This window comes from Croceicoccus pelagius (assembly GCF_001661915.1).
GTDB lineage: Bacteria > Pseudomonadota > Alphaproteobacteria > Sphingomonadales > Sphingomonadaceae > Croceicoccus > Croceicoccus pelagius.
This window is the reverse complement of the sequence record NZ_LYWY01000037.1, coordinates 12298-32373: the sequence shown is the minus strand read 5'-3', so window position 1 is coordinate 32373 and position 20076 is coordinate 12298. Positions and strand designations below refer to the sequence as shown.

Below are 20076 nucleotides of genomic sequence, written 5' to 3'. Positions count from 1 at the left end.
ACGGGGCCGAAGGCGTTTTGTGCCCTTTAGCGGCCTTGAAGCTTGTTCGCGGCCTGGCGCATCAGTGCCGGATCGAACGGAATCTCGCCCAGCAGCGCGACATTGCCCGAGGACATCCGGCGCGCCATCAGCAGCGTGAATTCCGGCCCATCGTCGTCAAGCGCGTCGAACCCTGTCGGCGTGATCGCACGAAGACGGCGCGAGAGCGGAGCTGGCAGCGGGTCTTCGGCGCGGACTGCGCCTTCGCCTGCCTGAAGGAAGGCACCTGCCAATTCGCCCGACACGAGATCGGCGATGCCGGTATCGGCCACTTCCTTCCAGTTCAGTACCCCGTAGATGTGATCGATCTTGCGATCGTCGCTGGAGAAGGGGAGCAGGATGCCGCGATAGACGATCAGTGCGCCGCGACGGTTGACGAATTCCGCCTCGAACCCAATCGGGGCCTGGCGGGCGAGAATCTGGACGTAGTGATCGGTGATGCGCGACAGCAGTGACCCTGCCGGAACGTCGGAAAGCTGGCCGATTACATGCGTGCCGGTGGCACCGCATTCTTCGGCAAGGCGGCGGCCAAGGTGCATCACGGTCGGGTCCTCGATGCCGCTCGAAAAGTCGAGCAGGATCGAGAAATCGGCAAAATCGGGATCGCCCGAAGCGTCGAGATCGCGAATGTCGGGATAGGCGCGGTAGCCGAGAAGGTCCGCCCACAGGTTGTAGGCGCGCACCTGCATCCGGCGCTCGTCCTGGCCGATGGCGGGGGGAGGCGCGTTGGGTCCGGCGTCGCGGGGTTCCTCGGCGATCTGTTCCTCGTAACCGGCAAGTTCGAGAGTGTCGCCGGCGCCGAGCCAGTCGTCGAAGCCGCCTTTCACCGTGTCCATGTCGATACCCCCGAAGCCACCCAGATTTCGGTCAGACGAGAGACCGCCTGCGCCTTTCTGGAGGGGCAAGTATGGCTGGAAAGGGTAAACGGGGTGTTAAATTAACCCTATTGGAGTTGATATAAGTTTATCGCCTGTCCGCAATGACTTGTGCCCGCAAAAGGCACTTTTCGGCCTGCAGAAGATGTAGCCGTTCGGCCATCTTGCCGTTCACGCGCAGCGCCCCTTCGCCGGCGTTCGCAGGATCGGCAAAAGCATCGACGATCGCGCGTGCTTCGGCGACGTCGTCCTCGGTCGGCGCAAAGACCCTATTGGCCGGTTCGACCTGCTTGGGGTGGATCAGCGTCTTGCCGTCGAACCCGCCATCGCGCGCCTGCTCGCACTCGGCGACAAGGCGTGCCTCGTCATCCAGCGCGTTGCAGACGCCGTCGATCACGGCGAGACCGTGGGCGCGGGCGGCGATCACGCTCATCGTCAGGACCGGCTGGAACGCGGCCCTTCCGGGCAGCTGCGCGATGCCGGTATCCTTGGCAAGATCGTTGAGGCCGAGGACGAAACAGGCCAGCGGGCTGTCTTTCGCCGCAGCCGCGATCTCCGACAGCTTCAAAATCGCCTCGGGGGTTTCGATCATGGCCCACAGCGCGACTTCGGGCCCGAAAGCCGCATCGCGCATGGCAACGGAAAGCCGCGCCACGTCAGCCGCGCTGCAGACCTTGGGCGCAAGAATCGCATCGAGCGGCACGCCTTTCATCGAGGCGATGTCGTCTGCGCCCCACTCGGTCGAAAGCGCATTGATCCGCACTACGCGGTACCGCGATCCGAAGCCGCCTTCGTGAAGCGCTTCGGCAATCAGCTTGCGCGCTTCGGCCTTCGCTTCGGGCGCGACGGCGTCTTCGAGGTCCATTACTACGGCATCGGCGTCGAGCGTGCGCGCCTTGGCGATCGCACGCGCATTCGAGCCGGGCATATAGAGGACCGAGCGCAGCAGTAGCGGCATTTCGGGCAAGGCATCTTCTCCGGGTAGGCGCGGTTTAGAGGATATAGCGCATCTTGATCGGCTGGGTAACGTCCTCGCTTCCAACATCGAAAGCGGCAGCCTTGAAGGGCGGCGGACCCATGCGGACCGGCGCGTCGCGCGAAAAGCCGAAGCCTTCCTTCGGGATCATCAGCGCCTTGTCGATCTTGCCGTTGCCGTTTTCGTCATGGATGATCGCAATTGCGTAATGGCCGGGTACGACGTTGCGAAACGTGAAGTGCCCTGCCTCGGTCGCAGGGATCTTCATGTCTTTGCCGCCCGTGCCCTTGCAGTCGGGAAACGAATCCTTGGCCGGGGCCAGGCACGCGAAGACCTGTCCGTCCCCGGACCGCATGTTCGATACCATGACATCGATATCCGCACCCGCCTTGGGCGTGGCACCAATCAGCGGCAGGGCGGCCAGCGGCAGCAGAAGACGGCGCATCTTCACCGCCCGTCCCAGCCCGGCTTTGCCAGTCCCGCGTCCGTTCCGCAAAGCCGGTCCCAGAACCGGAAATAGAGCCCGTAATTGCATCGATACTTCTCGTGGTGAACCTGATGATGACTGGCCGTTATCAGCACGCTCCCTAAGCGCGAATGAACAAGCGCGCGTGGAAAGATTTCCCAGCCCATGTGGTTGGTTACGCCCATCACGGTCATGATCGCAAGCACCCCGGCCAGAACGCCCACATGGATCGGTACGAAGAAGACGAGTGCGGGGATCACTACCGCGCCGGTAATCGCTTCGATCGGGTGAAACGCCATCGCGGCCCATGCCGTGGGCGGGCGGCTGGCATGGTGGACCGCGTGCGCGATGCGAAACGGACGCGGCGCATGCATCCAGCGGTGGGTCCAGTAGAACCAGGTGTCGTGCGCGAAGAGATAGACCACCAGCGAGACCGGCATCCACCACAACGGCATTGCGGCAGGATCGGCGTAGATCTGCGTCCAGCCCCTCTCCTGCCAGCCCCACGCGACGACGCCGGCGGGGATGCCGTAGATCGCGGCAGACAGCAGCGACCAGCGAATTTCCTTGCCGATCTGGCTGTCGAGCCCCTTGTATAGTCCGGGCCGAACCGACCGCGTCGCCAGTGCGAAAGCGCCGCTCGTCAGCAGATAGCGCACGCCGACGATCACCGTCATCGCCGCTGCAGAAGCCGCGATGGCGATCAACGCGCCAGTCGTCATGATTCCGTCCATGCGGGACGGTTTACCGGTATTGCGCGCGTGAAGAAAGCGGGTCGACCGGTTGTGCCCGACCTGCGCCTATTCAGCCCGAGTGCTCGCCGCCCCACGGCGCGCAGTGCGGATCGAAATCGACCTGCCGCCGCCGCATGGCGCATCGCGCCAGCCGCTCCACTTCCGCCCGCCGCCGCGCCGGCGCCAGCTTCAGCAGGGGGGCAGGACGCAGGATTTCGGCGTCATAGCTGTCCGCCACGATCACGCCGCAGCGTTCGGGCAGGAAGTCCGCGCTTTCGAGGCACTGCCGGTCGAGATCGGGCGAAAGGCCCCAATAGAACCTGTCACAATGTTCGAGATAATCGGTCCACTTCCCATCGCCGAGCAGGTCGGCGCGCGACACCTTGATCTCCACGATCACGACCTTGCCGCGCGAATCGATGCCCATCAGGTCGGCTCGCCTGCCGCCCACCAGCGGCATTTCGGGTATGGTCCAGATATCGTTGCGCGCCATGAGGCGCCCTATGCCCTGCGCAACGGCGGCGGCCCCGGCCAGCGTGTCGATTGTGGGTTCGCGAATGGGAATGGCGGCTGATTCGATCATGCCGCGATTGTAGGGAACGAAATGAGAACATGGCAAGCGTCGTAACGTCTGCCGTGCAAAACCTGTCAGGCGGCGAGGTCTGCCTGCTCGCGCTCCTGGCTCAGCAATGCGCGCCGGCGATTCTCAAAGCGGGTGAGCAGCGTCTTGGCCGCGACCTTTGCCTCCGCCCCGTTTTCCCGCGCGCGCAGGATGGCATAGAGCCCCTGCTCCATCATCGCGTGAAGATCGCCGGTCGCTTCTTCCAGCTCGGCAAGATCCCCGCCGGGAAGACCGACGGGATAGAGCGACATGGCACGTTCCGATCCCGCCCCCGACTGGCCAAGCATCTTGGCAATCGCGTCTGCGGCCTGATGCATCGCGGCCCAGCGTGCGGCGAGAACGTCTTCCTCGCACCCAACCGGGTTGCCTGCATCGTCGATCGGAAAGTCCTGAACTGCGCTCATGGAGGTTAACGTGGCAGGACAGCGTTGAAAAACTGCTAACGTGTGCATCCGGGCAGAAATTACCGGCGCAAATATACTGGCAAGCGCCGCCGAGTGCTGTTAAGCGGCTGGCTCGTTCCACAAGGAACCGCGCACCCGTAGCTCAGCTGGATAGAGCGCTGCCCTCCGAAGGCAGAGGCCACAGGTTCGAATCCTGTCGGGTGCGCCAGTCAACTGCCTTAGCGCGTTGTTTTTAAACAGATTTTGGCAGAGTTGTAGAAAACGTTCCTACGATTGACCCCACACAATGTGCGGGCTTTTCCAGCACATTCTGGGGCTTTCCGGGACGCTTCTTGGTGCGTGAAGGCGGTTTTCGGCGCGCTAATCGTCTCCGTTTTGCGCCCGAATCTGGAGTGTGCAGGATACGTTCTTCCCGCTCGAATTCGCACGCTTCCTGCAATCTTCAATCTTGTCCCGGTTATCTCGCTGCATGTCAGCCGCCGCAACAAGGACTTGCCACGCGAGAGGATCGGCACTCTGCATCATCCTGCTGCCCGCGTTCCACCGCGACGACTCCCCGAGAGCTCTTTCCGCCATCCATTCTGGCCAATGCCAGCTTTCGGGCATGGCGCGGGCAATGGTGCCGGGCAGGATCGACCATAGCAGCATACCGGCAGCCAACCCCATGCCTGCAAAGCGCCAAGTCTGGCGCTTCTGCTCGTCCTCAGTGTGGACGCGACCCACAATTGCGGCGAGCCGACCGGTTGCAAGGTCCAGGTCTTTGCGCCCGTGCCGGAACAGGTCGCTGGCATCGCGCAGCATGTCGAGCGAGGCGCGTTTGATCTGAACTGCAATGTCTTCCGGGGTCAGCTCGATGGCGGGCTTGTTGCCGATTGCGGTCAGCGTCTTGGAGACCTGTGCCAGCTGATCGGCCATCTGGCCAAGCGTTGCCGTGTAGTCCGGGATTACGATGTCGGCTCGCTCCCTGGCCATGTTTTGGACGGTATGGCGCACCATCGCCATTTCCCCTTCGAGGCGGGCGAAGGCTTCCGTTGCCGGATCGGACTCTTGCGCCGCCTCTGGCCCCGTCTGCGTGGCGGCTGGTTCCTCAACTTCTAGGTCCAGTTGCACTTCTTCAATGTGTTCGTCTTCCATGTTGGTTCTCCTAAATGCCCATGTCGAAAGCGCGGGTGCGCTCGCGACTGAGGGTTGCGGTGAGTTCGTTGGCGATGCTGCGTTCGGGCTTGGGATCAATGCCGAGTTCTCGGGTCCTGCCGCGCAGCAGGCCTTCGACCTGCGGATCGCGTTCAAGCCCCTTCGCAAGTTCGGTTAGCTTGGCCGACACACGGGCCGCGCCTGCACGGTCGCCTTGCTGCTCAAGTTGCTGGCGCGCTGTGCTCAGTCCCTGCCAGTCGCTGACGAAGCGCTCGGATCGCAACGCCGGATCGGTACGCACGGCAGCCTCTTGGCTCATGGCGCGCATGGCTTCCTGGCTGCGCCCGCCAGCGGCCTCAGCGATCAACTCAGGATGCCGATCCAGCGCCTTGGCGAGATCGGTGGCGGCATGGGGCCGGATCGCTTCGAGTGCTCTGCCTGCCTTCTCAAGCGCGTCCCTCTGGTGCGGGAGCACGGGCAAGCCCTGGACCTGCATCGTGCCGATATCGCCAAGCGCGCGGGCGTAGCGTTCGACCGCGCGGCGCTGGTCGTTCTGCGTGTTCGACTGTGCTGGAAGCGGTTCAAGCTGGCGGGCCTGCGGGCGGAAGTTACCAAAGATGGATTTGGCCTTTTGCGGCACCTGCAGAACCATCTCCATGACCCGCTCGCGGAAGCTGATGCCGCGTAGTTCGGCGAAGGCCTGTTCGGGCTTGTAGTCGCCCGCCATGTCCTTCCCGCGCTCCCGGCTTAGCAATCGGACAAGCTTGGACTGGTCAGCAAAGTCATCGCGCCCATAGTGCAGCGCCAGCCCCTCGCGATGGCGCGACATGGCGACATAGGCAGAATGGCTGTCCATACCCGGCGTGGCGAGCACATGCGTGCGGTCCACAGTCATCCCCTGCGCCTTGTGGATCGTGGCCGCGTAGCCGTGATCTATGTGGGCGTAGTCCCTGGTGTCGAAGGTAACTTCGCGCCCATCGTCGGTGCGAACGGCCATGCTTTGGGCACTTGTCATTGCAACCGTGCCCAGCGTGCCGTTCTTGACGCCAAACCCGCGCTCGTTGCGCAGGAAGATGATGCGGTCGCCCGATGCAAATTGCCGCTCGCCACGCGCCGCCCTGATCGCGGCATCGGCACCCAGTGCGCCATCTGCGCGCATTTTTTCGCGCGCCATCTGGTTCAGCTCGCGCACCTCGTCATTGGTGTGGGTAAGGATGATCCGGCTGTCGTCGGGGTTGGTCTGCCGCTCCCGACCCCAACGCTCGATCAGCTCTGTCCGAGCGACTTCGCGCGTGTCGGCGGCATGGACCATGCCGCGTTCCTCGTAGCTGCGGATCGCTTCGCCCGTTCGGCCCGTGGCGAGGTGCCGGGTCGCATCCTGCTGCCATGCCGATAGCTGGCGGCGGACCTCGCTGATCTCGACCCCGCCGTGACATTCATGGATTGCCCGGAATGCCGCACCAGCCTCGATCGCCTGAAGCTGCTGCTGGTCGCCGACCAGGACAACCTTGGCTCCGGCCTTGGCGGCATGGAACAGCACGCGCTCCATCTGGCGCGTGCCGACCATGCCCGCTTCGTCAATGACGAGCACGTCGCGCGAAGCGAGTTGCTCGCGTCCCTTGCCCCATTGATGCTCAAGGCTGGCGATAGTGCGCGATGCGATGCCGGAGCCGTTCTCCAGACCCTCGGCGGCAATGCCGGACAGGGCCGCCCCGCGCACAGTGTAGCCCGCGCTTTCCCATGCCTCGCGCGCCACGCCCAGCATGGCGCTTTTGCCGGTCCCGGCATAGCCGACCACGACCGCGAGACCCTTGCTGTTGGTTACATGCTCGAAGGCGGATTTCTGTTCGCCGGACAGGACCAGGCCGCGCTTTCCGGCGCTAGCGAATGCGGCGTTTCGCTGCACATCATTGACGCTGTGTTTGGTGCGCTGCGCCATCGAATCTGCGGCGCGATGCAGCCGCTGTTCGGTCTCGATCATTGCGCGCGACGTGAACCGATCCTGCCCGCGTCCGTCCTTGCCCAAGACGATTAAGTCGGGTGATGCGCGCACCGCTTTGTAGGCCGCGTCGAACTGTTCTTTGCCGTCGCTGTGTCGGTGAACGAAGGCCGCTAGGTCGCGTTTCGTGAATGTCGCCTGCTGGTGCGTGATCGCATCCAGTGCCAAAGCCGGATTGGCGATGATCCGTTCGCCATTGCGCTGCGCGATGGCACGGTGTTCTTCGATCCGCTCGGCTTCCAGTCCGCGCACGCCGATGCGCGAGGCTGCGGGACCAATCTTGTCCTGCGGCTCCAGCGCAATGCCTTGCGCTTCCAGGCTGCGATGATCGATCCGCACATCGATGTCGCGTTCGGCGAGTGCGCGGTTCACATGATCGGCCCAGCGCTCGCGCCATTGCTCGATCAGCGCCGTCTTGTTCCAGTCGCGCACCTTCGCGCCAAAGCCGTCCTTGGTGACCTCGCGCATGGTCAGCATGACATGTGCATGGGGCTTGGCCTTGCCGTCTTCGCCGATATCCCAATGGACATTGAAATCGGCGATCATGCCTTTCTCGACGAACTCCGCCTTCACGAACTCGCGCGCCAGCTTGATGTTGTCCTTCTTCGACAGTTCGCGGGGCAGGGCGAACTCGACCTCGCGGGCGAGCTGGGCATCCTTGCGCTTCTCGGCGGCCTCGACCGCGTTCCACAAGGTGGCCCGGTCGGCGAAGGCCTCGGGCGCGCCTTTGGGCAGCATCACTTCGGAATGAAGAACGCCCGCCTTGTTGGTGAAATCATGATCGCGGTCGATCCGCTCGTCGTGCAGCCGCTCGCCCGCACGATAGGCTGCCGCCGCCACGGAACTGCGTCCGCTCGACCTTCCGATGACCTTTGCGCTGAAGTGAAAGATTGCCATGGCGGCAATCCAGTTACACCGCAAACGCCACGTCGGCACGACGTATAAGCGCGCCCTCTCATGATAAAATCCTGATCGGGACTAGGCGGTATCACACTGTCCCGGCGACCTTACTGCATTGGATTACAAGCGGGATTATCATGGCTCCATCACACAAACGATGGAGGCTTCCCATGCGCAAACCCCGCGATTTTGATTTGGAACTGAAGGCACTTGCCGAGAAGGCAAAGCAACTGAAGGAACGCCGCGTGCGCGACCTCGGAGCGCTGGTCATGGCAACCGGAGCCGATGCGCTCGACGCTGAGACCCTTGCAGGCGCGCTGCTCGATGCTGTGGCCAACACCGACAAGGCAATTGGGGAGGGCTGGCGCAAGCGCGGCGCGGCCTTCTTTCAGGGCAAAGGGAGCAACGCTTCGAGCGGACCTGGCCAGCAACCGGAGGGCACTTTGCCGCTCGACGGCGGCGCGGCATCGGCTTGAAGCGGCAAAGGCACGAAACGACATGCGCGAATGGCAGGTCAAACGCCGTGAACGGACCCGGCAACTGATTGAGCTGGGCGGCCTCGTCGCCAAGGCCGATCTCGTCGAACTGACCGACGATGATCGTGCCGCTCTCTACGGCGCTTTCCTCACCGTCGCCGCCAAGCTGCGCGGGCCTGACGGCGCGCAGGCGCTCGTGCTGTTCCGGCGCAAGGGCAAGCGGGCATTCGAAGCTGAAAACCCGTAAACTCGGTGGTTGAGCTATTGCTGCGACACCGTCCGATTGAACGCTGGTTCGTGTCCCGCGAGGATCAACTCGGCGAGCGAGTCCAGCTCCCGTTTTGCGCTCTCCCAAGCGGGCATCTGCTTGGTGAGCAAGTCGAAGAAGCGCTTGCTGTGGTTGTGTTCGACCAGATGACAGAGTTCGTGGAGAATGACGTATTCAATGCAATGACGTGGTGCCCGTATGAGTGCGGGGTTCAAGTAAATCACCCCGTCCGGGGAACAGCTGCCCCATTGCGTCCTCATGCGCATCAGTTTCAGCGGTGGGTGTGCTTCTACCCAATTCAACCGGCCTGAGATTTCCGAGAACTTGTCGCTTAGGTATTCGTCCGCGCGCGCATCATACCATGCATTCAATCTGCGTCTGACGGCGGCTCGGTCAGCCACTGGGAGGGTTACAACGAGCTTGCCTCGCAAGAGTTTGACTTCAGAAGGCTGCGCGCTGCTCTCGTTGACGATGAGCTTATGCCGCCGCCCCAGATAGAAGTGCGTCTCGCCGCTCACATATTCACGCGGTAGCGCCATTCGCCGTGCGGTGATTGCTGCGTTTCGGTGCTGGAATATCCATCTTGCGCGTCGTTGGGCCGCCGCCCTGATCTGACCCGTTTCCTTATCGCTGGGCGCTTCGATTTCGACATCACCGTTGGGGTAAACATGGATGCGGATGCGGCCCGTGACAGCTGCGGTTTGTCGAACGAGGCACGACACCTCTTGATCGCCGTATCGGACAATCATGTTTTTGCACCACTTCCACGAGCAATGCCAATGCGTGTTACCTCGACAACCTTCTCGGTAATAACCTTTGCCTTGTCCAAACCGGTCAGGCCGAACAGGCGCGGCAACAAAGCTTTTCGGATAGCCGCTTCAATGTTTGCCGGGTTCAGCGAGTTTTCTGCAATGGCACTCTCGACGGACTTCTCCATATCCAGCGCTGCCTGGATAAATTCTTCTTGCTCATCCCCCTTTGCGAACTCGTCCCCTATCTCCAACCGGATAATCCCGAAATAGGCGCTCGCATGGCGGTGACCTGCGAGGCGTTTGGGCAGGTCGTCGATCGACTTGGAGGCGAGCTTTTCCTCCAAATCCTTGAACAGGATGTATTGCTTGTAAGGGTGGTCGAAAAGCGCAGATGCTTCCGCAATGGCCCGCTTGAGCAGATCGGAGAAGTACAGCTGCGCATAGGGATCGTCGGCCAGTTCCTGCTCGATCGTCTTGCGGACTCTAGATCGGATTATGTCAGTTTCGTTGCGTGTTTTCTCAGGGGACCAGGTTTCGGCGGCCTGCTGATTTCCAAGCTCGTTGACAATCAGAACGCCGTCCACGTTCTCTACGTCTTCGCCCACGACATAGCGATCGACCAGTCTCCTGATCTGATCCTCGTAAGCGCTGTAGTCGACGGTTTCCTGTGCGTCCTGCTTCACGATCTTGCGCAGATTGGTGAAGAACTTGAGGTCTCGCTTGTATTCCGCAATCTGTCCTTCGGTGATTGATGTGTCTTCGAAGAACGAACGCGATCCCAGAGCAATCTTCAGGCACATGCCGTAGGCTGTCAAAGCCTCGTAGAAATCTTCCCTGAGCTTCTGGTTCAGGTCGATAGGTGTTCCGTCCTCGCTCTCGCGGGTCTGCGGAACCAGCAGCTGCCGGTACTGCTCGATATCGGCCCTGTTCTTGACCGGCTTGAAGATTGCCCAGAGTTCGGCGTGGAGGCTGGGCAAACGCTTATACTCGGTGCTGACATCGGCATAGAGTTCGTCAATGTCGTCGAGATCGAAGCCGCCCTGTGTCCGTTCGGCCAAGTCCTGATATTCCGTGAGCGCGGTATCCAGCGCCTTCAGAATGCCCCGGTAGTCGATGAGCAAACCATACTTCTTCTGCTCATGCAGCCGGTTCACGCGAGCAATAGCCTGGATCAGATTGTGCTGTTCGAGTTTCTTGTCGATGTAGAGAACGGCGTTGCGCGGCTCATCAAATCCGGTGAGCAACTTGTCGACGACGATCAGGATGTCGGGTCGGCCCTCGGTCGAGAAATCCTCGATCACCTGGCGCTCGTAATCTTCCGCATCGTCTTTGACGTTTTCCTTCCACCATTGCAGCACCTCTGGCAGCTCTGCCTCATCCACTTCCGAATGCCCTTCGCGGGTATCGGGTGGCGAAATGACGATGGCGCTGCTGACCAGACCGGTTGCATCCAGCGCCTTCTTGTAGCGGATGGCTGAGCGCTTGGAATCGGTCGCCAGTTGACCCTTCAGGCCAAGGTCGAGATCTTTGAAGTTCTCCTTGAAGTGGGTCGCGATATCGAGTGCAATCAGATTGATCCGGTCGCCAGAGCCATAGACCGCGCCCTTGGTCCCGAACTTCTTCTTGAGATCGCCCCTTTGCTCATCGGACAGGCCAGCGGTGACCTTCTCGAACCAGTTGTCGATCGCGCGCTCGTTCACGTCGAGGATCGGCTTGCGTTCCTCGTAAAGCAACGGCGTCACCGTGCCGTCCGAAACGGCGTCCTTCATCGTGTAGGCGTGGACAATCCGACCAAACTTGTTTGCCGTCTTGTCGTCCTTGAGGAGCGGTGTGCCGGTGAACGCAACATAGGCGGCGTTTGGCAGCGCCTTGCGCATCCGCTCGTGGTTTTCGCCGCCTTGGCTGCGATGGCCTTCATCGACCAGCACGATCATGTCCGCGCTGTCGTTGCGGCATTCCGCGTGGCGCGCCGCGCTGCCGAACTTGTTGATGATCGTGAAGATGATCCGCTCGGTGCCCTTGCCGATGCGCTTGGCCAGATCGCGGCCCGATTGCGCCTTGGCCTTGCCCGCATCTTTCGAGCCAATGTCCGAGCCGAAAGCGCCGCCGGTCAGGAAGTTGCCTGCCAGTTGCTTCTCTAGGTCGCGGCGGTCGGTCACCACGACCAGGCGGCAGGCCTTCAGCTTCTCATGCAGCAGCAGCGCCTTGCACAGCATCACCATAGTGAAGCTCTTGCCCGAACCGGTGGTGTGCCAGATTACCCCGCCCTCGCGCGCGCCATCGGGCTTGATCCGGCTGATCTGGTCGAGCAACGCGCGGATGCCAAAGAATTGCTGATGGCGCGCGACGATCTTGTCTACCTTACGGTCGAACAGGACGTATGAGCGGACGAATTCCAGCAGGCGCTCTAGCGTGCAGAGGCCGATCAGCAGGCGGTCCTGTGCGGTCACGGCCTGCTCGTCGCTCCACAGATGCTGGAAGTGATCTCGCACTTCGCGCACATGGTTCTTCAGGATCGCCGCGCGCGGATCGATTTCCTTTGCAGCGTTCTTGACTTGGCGGAAGTGGTCCTCGGAGAACTCCTCCTCGCGCCACTGCGCCCAGAACTTGCGCGGGGTTTTGGTGGTGCCATAGCGGCCATCGGTCATGCCGATGGACAACAGCAGATGGGCATAGGCGAACAGGTGCGGGATTTCCTCTTGCCCCTGGTTGCGGATCGTCTGGCTGATGCCTTCGTCCACCATCGACTTGTTGGGATTGCCACTGTCGGGCCGCTTGGCCTCGATCACCAGCAGCGGGATGCCGTTGACGAAGCCGACGATATCGGGGCGCCGCGTATGGGTGCCCGGCACGGCGAGCACTTCCATTTCCTCGCTGGCGACAAAGCTGTTCGCCAGCGGACGCGCCCAGTCGATGATCGGCACGGTGACGCTGTGCTTCTTGCCATCGACGAACTCAGTGACGGTGATGCCCAGCGTGATGGCGTTGTAGAGCTTCTCGTTGGCGGTGATCAGGCCTTCGTTGAGAGCCGGGGAAGTCAGCTCGCGAACGATCTGGTCGATCGCGTTGGTTGAAAGCGGATAGGTCCGCCCCTTGTAGTCGAACGTCCGCCGCCGCAGCTGCTCGACCAGCACATCGCGCAGCACAATGCCCTGATTGCCGCCGCGCGCAGCAAGGCATTCCTCGGGCGAGAGATAATCCCAGCCCAGCGAAACCAGCGTTGCGAGGGCTGGGATATGGGAGCTGTAAAGCTCGGCGGTGTTGGGGGTGATGTTCACGGTCACAGCTTGTCGAACACCGAACCCATGCGGGGGCTGAAGAGCCGCTCATAGGTACGCAGGAGATAGGTGTCCGTCATGCCAGCGACATGATCGCAGATGATGCGCGGATCATCATTGGCAGCCGTGAATTTTGCATAGGCGTCGCGCGGCAACAGGCGCTTCGGGTCAGCCTGCAACGCTTCAAATACCGAAACCACCATTGTCTGCCCCTTGAATTCCAGATGCTGGACACTGGGGCTGAGGATGACTTCGCCCGCTACAAGGTCTTTTAGAGCCTTCAGGAAATCGCGTTGGGGCTGCTGCAAAACCACGCGGTAGCGAATGAGGGGTTCGGAAAAGACTTCCTTCTCTTCGTACTCAGCAGCGGTGATGAAGTGGTGCACCAGCCTGCTGATGAAGCGTTTGCGTGTACCGCTGTTGGAGAACAAACCTTCGACCATGTGCGTGAAAACGTCGTTCGCGCTTTCGTCGGGATATTTCTCCTTGAGGGCATCGAGAAACGAGGGGCACCTATCTTGCAAGGCTGCTGCCAGCGTTTCCTTGTCGATCAAGCCAAGGGCAATGGCGTCCTCAAGATCATGTACGCCGTAGGCGATGTCATCAGCGGCATCCATGATGCTGCAATCGAGGGATTTGTGGCGCGGAACGTGATGCTTGCCGTTCTTCGGATCGCTGGCCTGAAATTCCTCGCGTTCGGCTTCGGACAGCGGGTTGATAATCCAATCCACCACATCGCGTTCGCAATCGAGGTAGCATTTTGGCGGCTTGCTGGCCTGATCGTCGATAATGTCCAGCGTCGTCGGACCGCTGAAAAGCTTGGGTGCAATGGCAGGATTGCGCGCCTGCGAGAAGGCAACGGGGTATTTCAGAACACCCAGCAGTGTGCGGCGAGACAGGTTTGCTCCGGCGCTGGCCGAAAAGCTCTCAAGCCGTGAAAGGATACGCAAGGTTTGGCCGTTGCCTTCGAAGCCGCCATGCGACCGCATGCAGTAGTTGAGCGCGACCTCACCACCATGGCCGAAAGGTGGGTGACCGAGATCGTGGGTGCAGCCGATCGCCTGGATCATGCTTCGGTCAGGCAGATGCTCCGTGGCAGGGTGTTTGGGGAAGCTCTTGGCCAGTTGCTTGGCAAGCCCGCCAGCAATCTGCGCCACTTCCAAGGAATGAGTCAGGCGGGTGCGATAGAAATCGCTATCGCCAAGATTGAGGATTTGGGTCTTGCCCTGCAAGCGCCGGAAAGAAGCTGAATGGATAACCCGCGCATAGTCGATGTCCCCATCCTCGCGAGCATCCTCGGCTTGGGGTTTCCAGCCTTCGCGTCGTGCATTCCAACTCATACTCATGCCCCCCACACGTTGGCCGAAGCGGCGTCGTAAAATGCTACTTCGAGCGGCCAACGGTCAGGTCGCATCGCAGCCAACTCATGCGCGCGGTTCATGATCCTTTGATTGTCGTCCGTCTGCGGATCGCCATAGATGCCGACGTAGAGCTCTCTGAATCGACCCTTCCCAATGCGCTTGAGGATGTGATCGTCATTCTCGGCCAATGAATGACCGTAAACGAACAGGCAGTGCTTTCCTTGCTGGACGTTTGCAGTGAATTGCTTGAAGCCCTGGTAGAGGTAGGCATTGTGCCGGATTTTGGCCTTCTTCTGAGCACTAGTCCCTTCTGCGACGAACAGAGGGTAGGCGTCACGCGCGATCGCGGCCCGTGCTTGCTCGATCAGCGGGACACCTTTCCTGATCCAAGTGTACTTCTGTAGCTCCTTGCCGGAATCGAAAAGATGGAGCGCGCCGTGAAGGAACATAACGGAGGCACTGTGTGCGTTCGTTTCTCCCTGCCAGACAACGTATTCCGCATCGGGTTCGTCCTCGTCGTTCCCGAAACCATCATTTATCGCCAAGTTGATCGGATCGTCGAACGGCATGTCATCATGCATCAACGTCCAATATAGCAACAGGTCGTAGTTAAGCGTGAAAACCGTACCTGCCTTGTTGCCGGCGAGAAAATTCGCGAGGAATTGACGGCATGTCCAGAACTTCTCGTCGGGAATATCTGGCGGAACATGGGGATGATTGCCTGCGATTGTCTGGAGGAGAATCTCCTTCAGTGCCTCAGCGTGCTCGAGCATCTTGGCGATGGCCTCATCACCATGTGCGATATAGGGTGGCAAGATTCTGGCTGCATTCTCCAGTGAGCGGATTGCTTGCTCAAAATCTTGGGTGCCGAGTGCGGCGAAGACGGCTTCGACTTCGGGAACTTGGGTGAAATCAGCCTGCGCGAAGAGCGACCCGTAATGAAATATGTCAGCACGACAGGCGATGCTGAAACCGTTGCCGAGCAACAGGTGACGCTTGGAGTACTGTGCGGAATCCTCGATTGCTTCTGCGAATGTCATCAGCGGCATCAGGCCACCTCGCTTTCCGGGAGTTTGACCCGCCGTTTGCCGGTGAGCAGTTGCTGCATCAGCGCGGCCTTTTCCTTACGGAGGGCAGTGAGTTGGGCTTCGTGCTCGATCACGGTGCGCGAAGCCGCTTCCATGACGGCTGCGATTGCGTCTTGCTCATCGAGGGGTGGGACGGGGACTTTCGTGCCGAGAAACTCGCTGGGTTTGATGTTCAACAAGCCATTGTTGCGCACGCCGGTGTTAACGAGGCGACCTAGCTGCGGAGCGAGATAGTCCGCTTCGAACAGAGCTTTGTAGAAGCGGTGGCTGTAGCCCTTCTTGAGCTTGAAGCAGACATATACGTGCGGAACGAGCGCGCGTTCGTAGCCCTCAAGGTCAAAGATGCAGCCGAACTCGTAGGTCTTGGAATTGCCCTTGTTGTAGGCAAATTCGCCCTCGTTCAGCATGATGTAGGTTTCGACGCTCTTTCCAGCCATGAAGCGGCTGTATTTCTCATCCTGCCTGACGAAGCCGGACGTGGAGGAAATCGTCAGGACTGGAAGTTCCGTGCCGTCATTGCGACGCGTAACGCGGGTAACGATCTCGTTGATCGGTTTGCGCTGCCACTCGCCACTGAAACCCGGCAGTCGGTGCTTTCCGCTGAGCAGCTGCTGCATCAGCGCTTGCTTCTGGATGCGGGCGTTGGCGATCAGCGCCTCGACCCTCTCGATGGCGCGGTCCCAGGTAGATAGGATTTCAGTTATCCGGCGCTGCTCTGACAGCGGAGGCAATGGCAATTTCAGCTTGCGCAGATCTCGCCAATATACCGCGCCGACGCTTGTGCTCGCACAAACAAACCTGCCAATGGCCTTGCGCCCAAAATTGCTGCCCATCCATCGTGCTACGAAAGCGGAATCCGTTTCCGCACGCAGGCGTATTCGCATGATATTGTTGTCGATCGCGGCTTCAAATGGTGCGTGCCAAAATGCCGTTTTGCCAACCAGCAGGGGGGTATTGCGAGTGTTAAAAAGGATGTCGCCGTGTGTGACGCGGCAATCTTCGGTGGCAATAATGGCTTCACCGACGTGCTCGACATCTCGAAGATCAACACCACCCCAGAGGATGTTTCCCATCTTGAGGAGCGGCAGCGAAGGGCCTTCTTCCCCTCCGCGAAGGCCCGTCCCGATTGCCTGATCCCGCGTTAGCTCTCCCAGTGATGCTTCTTCCCAACCCTCCGGAATCATTTCGCACCGCCCTTGCCCTTGGCGGGCTTGTCGGCGGCGAGCTTCTTCACCTTCGCGCTGGCCTCGATGAAATGCTGCTCGACCGCGCTCGGCGCGTTGATCGCGCGGGTGTGCCAGCGGTCGTATTCGGCATCGACGTGGCTCTGTGCCTGCTTGGCGGAAACCCGGCCCGCACCATCGAGCAGCGGGTGATCGCCCAGCTTCAGGAAATCATCCAGCTTGGCGATCCAGTCGGCCATGTGCATCGGCTTGCGGTTCTTCGCCATTGCCTCGGCAAATTCCAGGAAAGCGACGGTAACGCGGTTGAGCGTCTCCATCTCGTCGTCTGCCAAGTAATTCTTCGCCACCTGCGCATCCTGCTTAGTGGGCAGGCGGCCCTTCTTCTCGCCCGTCCAGCTGGTCAGCCCCATCATCGGCTTAGCGCTGTCGGCGCGCGCCAGTTTGGTTTCCGCCGCTGTCTGGCCGTGGGCGGCGTGGTGCATCTTGTTCTGCACCGTCTGGAAGAACTGCTGGCTCGCCTCCGCCTTCGGATCATAGTCCACGGCGGTTGCGTAGATATCGAGCACCTTCTTGTAGAACAGCTTTTCCGATGCCCGAATGTCGCGAATGCGGGCGAGCAGCTCTTCGAAATAGTCGTTGTCCGGCTCCTTCAGGCGCTCGTCATCCATGACGAAGCCCTTGACCAGATATTCGCTCAACGCCTCCGATGCCCAGCGCCGGAATTGCATGCCCCGCAGCGACCGCACGCGGAAGCCAACGGCGAGGATCATTTGCAGGTTGTAGTGCGCAATCTGGCGGGAAACCTCGCGTTTGCCCTCGGTTCGAACTTGTAAGTAATCGTTACAGGTTGCGTCCTGATCCAGCTCGCCATCCTCGTAGATTGCCCGGATGTGCTGAGTGATCGCCTGCGGTGTAACCTGAAACAGCTCGGCCATATCGGCCTGGCTCAGCCATACGCTGCCGTCACTCGCCTGAAGGCGAATGACGGTGACGCCGTCCTCCGTCTGGTACTGGATGATTTCGCCCGCCATCAGTAGCCAAGCTCCTTGAGGTAGCCGTCCATCTTCTCCTCCAGCGCGGACAGCTCGGCCTTGAGCTTCAGCCGCTCCGCGCGGACGGCGACCAGGTCGATCTCCTCCTCTTCCTCGAAGGTATCGACGTAACGCGGGATGTTGAGGTTGTAGTCGTTCTCGGCCAGCTCCTCGGGCGTGGCGAGATAGGCGTATTTCTCGACCGTCTCACGCTTGCGGTAGGTCTCGACGATCTTCGCGATGTGGCCTTCTTCGAGCTGGTTCTGGTTCTTGCCCGATTTGAACTCGCGGCTGGCATCGATGAACAGTACCTTGTCGTCCGTCTTGGTCTTGCGGAAAATGAGGATGCAGGCCGGAATGCCGGTGCCGTAAAACAGCTTTTCCGGCAGGCCGATCACCGCTTCGAGCAGGTTTTCCTTGATCAGCTTCTGCCTGATCTTACCCTCGCTCGAACCCCGGAACAGCACGCCATGCGGCGCGACCACGGCCATGCGCCCAGTCCTTGGTTTCATCGTTTCGATCATGTGGAGGATGAAAGCATAGTCGCCCTTGGTCTTGGGCGGCACGCCGCGACGAAAACGACCGAACCGGTCGTTCTCCGCCGTGTCGACGCCCCACTTGTCCAGGCTGAACGGCGGATTGGCGACGACCACATCGAAGTGCTTCAGCCGGTCCTCGGCGTCGAGCAACTTGGGGTTGCGGATGGTGTCGCCCCATTCGATACGGTGATTGTCCTCGCCGTGGAGGAACATGTTCATCTTGGCGAGCGCCCAGGTGCTGCCGATCGATTCCTGGCCATAGAGCGCGTATTTCTTCGATCCGCCGAACTTGGCCTGCACGCGGCGACCGCACTTCATCAACAGCGAGCCGGAACCGCAGGTGGGATCGCAGGCTTCCTCGCCCTCGGCCATGTCCATGATCTCGGCCATAAGTTCGGACACTTCGGGCGGGGTGTAGAATTCGCCTGCCTTGCGGCCTGCATCGGCGGCGAAGTTTTTGATTAGGAATTCGTAGGCGTTGCCGATCACGTCCAGATTTCCAATGCGTGAGGGGCGCATGTTCAGCTCGGGCCGCGAGAAGTCTTCCAGCAGGTGGCGCAGAATGTCGTTCTTCTGCTTTTCTTCACCCAGCTTGTTGGAGTTGAAGCTGATGTCCTGGAACACGTCGCGCAGCTTGCCGACGTTTGCCTCTTCAATGGCGTGCAGCGCCTTGTCGATCCGCTCACCGTTCCCCGGCTCGTGCCGCGCCTTGTAGAGCGTGGTGAAGTTGGCGGATTCCGGCAGGACGAAGCGCTCGTTCGTCATCAGTTCCGCGATCAGCTCAGGCGTGTCGCCATACTGCTTCTTGTATTCGTCGTAGTGGTCCTGCCAAACGTCCGACAGGTACTTCAGGAACAGCATGGTAAGGACGTAGTCCTTGTAAACGTCGGCAGAGACCGTCCCGCGAAAGGTGTCGCAGGCGGCCCAAACGGCCTTGTTCACTTCGTCCTGTTTGATCTGGTCGTTCATGATGCTCTCTGTTCCGGGCGCTGAAAGGCAGGTGCAAGCAGCTGTTGGGCAATGGCCGTCATTTCGGCGGCTCTGTTGTCGATAAGTTGCGTCAGGATCGCGCGTTCGCCGCGCATAGCCACATCAAGGTCGGCGATATGCTGCTGCTGCGGGAGCGGCGGAATGGCGATCGGAAGATTCTCCACCACCTCGCGCTTGAGATTCAGGATGTAGGAGCCGGTCGCGCCCGCCGCGAAATAGTCCTGCGCGGGCTTCTGCATCATCTGCCAGGCCAGGAATTGGGGGAGGATCGCGTCCGTTCTGACGCGGATCACGAAGAAATGCGGCGAGCAGACGACCCGCTCGTCGCGTTCCTTGATGCAGTAGGGGAAGTTGCGTCCACCGCGTGTGGACAAGATGATGTCACCAGGCCTCAGAAATGCCTTCGCAGATGCCCGTGGCAGCTCGATACGCGCAAGGCCTTCCCAATCGATCCCGGTTTCGGGATCAGCGTTGCGCATTTGAATCACGGCAACGTCGCCTTCGGGGAGGGCGTCGATCTTGCCACGGAAGGGATAACCCGCCGAAATCGACGCTAGGTCAGCAAGTAAACCCGAATCATATGCGTCAAACCGCTTCATGCGAGCCGCTTGCTCCAAAATGGCGGCTCTGTCAATTCTTGGTGCATCAATCCAATTGATGCTGCGTTTGTGGCCCTGGTTTACAGATTCGGCAGAACACTAAGCGAGGCTATGCGTTTTGGCCCTTTCGCAAACCAGCCGCACCCTAATTCCTGAATGGAAGCGCGAATCATGTAGGTCTGACCTCACGCATTTCTCAGCAACGATACCGCCGCCAACGATCGAGCATAGCCAGCGGATTGAGCCCGGGACGGGTTGAGAAAAATCTTGCGTCTGATCAGCTTGCCCGATCTCAAGTCCGTGGTTGTCCCGAGAGATGCGTAGTTGTCCTGCTTCCCAAACTACAGCTGCATTTGGGTGC

Annotated in this window: 18 protein-coding genes and 1 tRNA gene; 3 read left to right on the top strand and 16 right to left on the bottom strand. The window is 60.5% G+C overall.

The genetic code is table 11. The features are described from left to right. Positions 1–26: 26 nt before the first annotated feature. The 6 genes from A9D15_RS17155 to A9D15_RS09475 form a co-directional block, all read right to left on the bottom strand. Complete coding sequence (locus tag A9D15_RS17155) at positions 27–944, bottom strand: PAS domain-containing protein (RefSeq protein ID WP_172807508.1); 918 nt, start codon at positions 942–944, stop codon at positions 27–29. A 58-nt stretch (positions 945–1002) separates the two neighbouring features. Beyond that, complete coding sequence (locus tag A9D15_RS09495) at positions 1003–1872, bottom strand: HpcH/HpaI aldolase/citrate lyase family protein (protein WP_066764355.1); 870 nt, start codon at positions 1870–1872, stop codon at positions 1003–1005. A 34-nt stretch (positions 1873–1906) separates the two neighbouring features. Beyond that, positions 1907–2335 (bottom strand): DUF2141 domain-containing protein, encoded by a 429-nt coding sequence (locus A9D15_RS09490; RefSeq protein ID WP_066764354.1) that lies wholly within the window; start codon positions 2333–2335, stop codon positions 1907–1909. 2 nt (positions 2336–2337) lie between these two features. After that, positions 2338–3090, bottom strand: a complete 753-nt coding sequence (locus A9D15_RS09485; protein ID WP_082924389.1) for a sterol desaturase family protein — start codon at positions 3088–3090, stop codon at positions 2338–2340. 70 nt (positions 3091–3160) lie between these two features. Further along, the gene (locus A9D15_RS09480) at positions 3161–3673 is read right to left on the bottom strand and encodes an MmcB family DNA repair protein (protein ID WP_066764353.1); all 513 of its coding nucleotides are present in this window, start codon (positions 3671–3673) and stop codon (positions 3161–3163) included. Positions 3674–3738: 65 nt separating this feature from the next. Then, positions 3739–4116, bottom strand: a complete 378-nt coding sequence (locus tag A9D15_RS09475; RefSeq protein WP_066764351.1) for a hypothetical protein — start codon at positions 4114–4116, stop codon at positions 3739–3741. A gap of 131 nt (positions 4117–4247) precedes the next feature. Between A9D15_RS09475 and A9D15_RS09470 the strand changes: the two genes are divergently transcribed. After that, positions 4248–4324: transfer RNA gene (locus A9D15_RS09470), tRNA-Arg, on the top strand. Positions 4325–4476: 152 nt separating this feature from the next. Here A9D15_RS09470 and A9D15_RS09465 read toward each other — a convergent pair. Together A9D15_RS09465 and traA are read right to left on the bottom strand one after the other, a co-directional pair. Continuing rightward, positions 4477–5250, bottom strand: coding sequence for a DUF6118 family protein (locus tag A9D15_RS09465; protein ID WP_066764349.1), 774 nt, complete (start codon positions 5248–5250; stop codon positions 4477–4479). 10 nt (positions 5251–5260) lie between these two features. Beyond that, a complete protein-coding gene (gene traA, locus A9D15_RS09460) occupies positions 5261–8146 on the bottom strand; it encodes a Ti-type conjugative transfer relaxase TraA (protein ID WP_066764347.1) in 2886 nt (961 codons plus the stop codon). A 173-nt stretch (positions 8147–8319) separates the two neighbouring features. Here traA and A9D15_RS09455 point away from each other — a divergent pair, with 173 nt between their 5' ends. Beyond that, positions 8320–8625: a conjugal transfer protein TraD gene (locus A9D15_RS09455; protein WP_066764345.1), complete on the top strand. Its 306-nt coding sequence runs from the start codon at positions 8320–8322 to the stop codon at positions 8623–8625. Positions 8626–8647: 22 nt separating this feature from the next. Then, on the top strand, positions 8648–8872 hold the full coding sequence (locus tag A9D15_RS09450; RefSeq protein WP_066764342.1) for a conjugal transfer protein TraD: 225 nt from the start codon (positions 8648–8650) through the stop codon (positions 8870–8872). Positions 8873–8886: 14 nt separating this feature from the next. Here A9D15_RS09450 and A9D15_RS09445 read toward each other — a convergent pair whose 3' ends face one another. The 8 genes from A9D15_RS09445 to A9D15_RS09410 form a co-directional block, all read right to left on the bottom strand. Then, positions 8887–9642 (bottom strand): M48 family metallopeptidase, encoded by a 756-nt coding sequence (locus A9D15_RS09445; RefSeq protein WP_066764340.1) that lies wholly within the window; start codon positions 9640–9642, stop codon positions 8887–8889. After that, on the bottom strand, positions 9639–12923 hold the full coding sequence (locus A9D15_RS09440) for a type I restriction endonuclease subunit R (protein ID WP_066765011.1): 3285 nt from the start codon (positions 12921–12923) through the stop codon (positions 9639–9641). Before A9D15_RS09440 ends, A9D15_RS09445 begins: the two co-directional genes overlap by 4 nt. A 2-nt stretch (positions 12924–12925) precedes the next feature. Further along, positions 12926–14263, bottom strand: coding sequence for an anti-phage deoxyguanosine triphosphatase (locus A9D15_RS09435; protein ID WP_066765005.1), 1338 nt, complete (start codon positions 14261–14263; stop codon positions 12926–12928). 2 nt (positions 14264–14265) lie between these two features. Then, positions 14266–15333: a DUF4917 family protein gene (locus A9D15_RS09430; protein WP_066764338.1), complete on the bottom strand. Its 1068-nt coding sequence runs from the start codon at positions 15331–15333 to the stop codon at positions 14266–14268. Beyond that, positions 15333–16445: a restriction endonuclease subunit S gene (locus A9D15_RS09425; RefSeq protein ID WP_216634388.1), complete on the bottom strand. Its 1113-nt coding sequence runs from the start codon at positions 16443–16445 to the stop codon at positions 15333–15335. Before A9D15_RS09425 ends, A9D15_RS09430 begins: the two co-directional genes overlap by 1 nt. A 107-nt stretch (positions 16446–16552) precedes the next feature. Beyond that, positions 16553–17587 carry a virulence RhuM family protein gene (locus tag A9D15_RS09420; protein WP_066764333.1) on the bottom strand — a complete coding sequence of 345 codons (1035 nt, stop codon included), beginning with the start codon at positions 17585–17587 and terminating at the stop codon, positions 16553–16555. Beyond that, complete coding sequence (locus A9D15_RS09415) at positions 17587–19095, bottom strand: type I restriction-modification system subunit M (RefSeq protein ID WP_066764328.1); 1509 nt, start codon at positions 19093–19095, stop codon at positions 17587–17589. The genes A9D15_RS09420 and A9D15_RS09415 overlap by 1 nt, the downstream gene beginning before the upstream one ends. Beyond that, positions 19092–19715 carry a restriction endonuclease subunit S gene (locus tag A9D15_RS09410; RefSeq protein ID WP_066764327.1) on the bottom strand — a complete coding sequence of 208 codons (624 nt, stop codon included), beginning with the start codon at positions 19713–19715 and terminating at the stop codon, positions 19092–19094. The genes A9D15_RS09415 and A9D15_RS09410 overlap by 4 nt, the downstream gene beginning before the upstream one ends. Positions 19716–20076 lie beyond the last annotated feature (361 nt).

Bases quoted from the DNA above. Each gene is read 5' to 3' on its own strand.
- A9D15_RS09495 (WP_066764355.1), bottom strand. From the start codon at position 1,872: ATGCCGCTACTGCTGCGCTCGGTCCTCTATATGCCCGGCTCGAATGCG.
- A9D15_RS09490 (WP_066764354.1), bottom strand. From the start codon at position 2,335: ATGCGCCGTCTTCTGCTGCCGCTGGCCGCCCTGCCGCTGATTGGTGCC.
- A9D15_RS09485 (WP_082924389.1), bottom strand. From the start codon at position 3,090: ATGGACGGAATCATGACGACTGGCGCGTTGATCGCCATCGCGGCTTCT.
- A9D15_RS09480 (WP_066764353.1), bottom strand. From the start codon at position 3,673: ATGATCGAATCAGCCGCCATTCCCATTCGCGAACCCACAATCGACACG.
- A9D15_RS09475 (WP_066764351.1), bottom strand. From the start codon at position 4,116: ATGAGCGCAGTTCAGGACTTTCCGATCGACGATGCAGGCAACCCGGTT.
- A9D15_RS09465 (WP_066764349.1), bottom strand. From the start codon at position 5,250: ATGGAAGACGAACACATTGAAGAAGTGCAACTGGACCTAGAAGTTGAG.
- traA (WP_066764347.1), bottom strand. From the start codon at position 8,146: ATGGCAATCTTTCACTTCAGCGCAAAGGTCATCGGAAGGTCGAGCGGA.
- A9D15_RS09455 (WP_066764345.1), top strand. From the start codon at position 8,320: ATGCGCAAACCCCGCGATTTTGATTTGGAACTGAAGGCACTTGCCGAG.
- A9D15_RS09450 (WP_066764342.1), top strand. From the start codon at position 8,648: ATGCGCGAATGGCAGGTCAAACGCCGTGAACGGACCCGGCAACTGATT.
- A9D15_RS09445 (WP_066764340.1), bottom strand. From the start codon at position 9,642: ATGATTGTCCGATACGGCGATCAAGAGGTGTCGTGCCTCGTTCGACAA.
- A9D15_RS09435 (WP_066765005.1), bottom strand. From the start codon at position 14,263: ATGAGTTGGAATGCACGACGCGAAGGCTGGAAACCCCAAGCCGAGGAT.
- A9D15_RS09430 (WP_066764338.1), bottom strand. From the start codon at position 15,333: ATGCCGCTGATGACATTCGCAGAAGCAATCGAGGATTCCGCACAGTAC.
- A9D15_RS09425 (WP_216634388.1), bottom strand. From the start codon at position 16,445: ATGGGAAACATCCTCTGGGGTGGTGTTGATCTTCGAGATGTCGAGCAC.
- A9D15_RS09420 (WP_066764333.1), bottom strand. From the start codon at position 17,587: ATGGCGGGCGAAATCATCCAGTACCAGACGGAGGACGGCGTCACCGTC.
- A9D15_RS09415 (WP_066764328.1), bottom strand. From the start codon at position 19,095: ATGAACGACCAGATCAAACAGGACGAAGTGAACAAGGCCGTTTGGGCC.
- A9D15_RS09410 (WP_066764327.1), bottom strand. From the start codon at position 19,715: ATGAAGCGGTTTGACGCATATGATTCGGGTTTACTTGCTGACCTAGCG.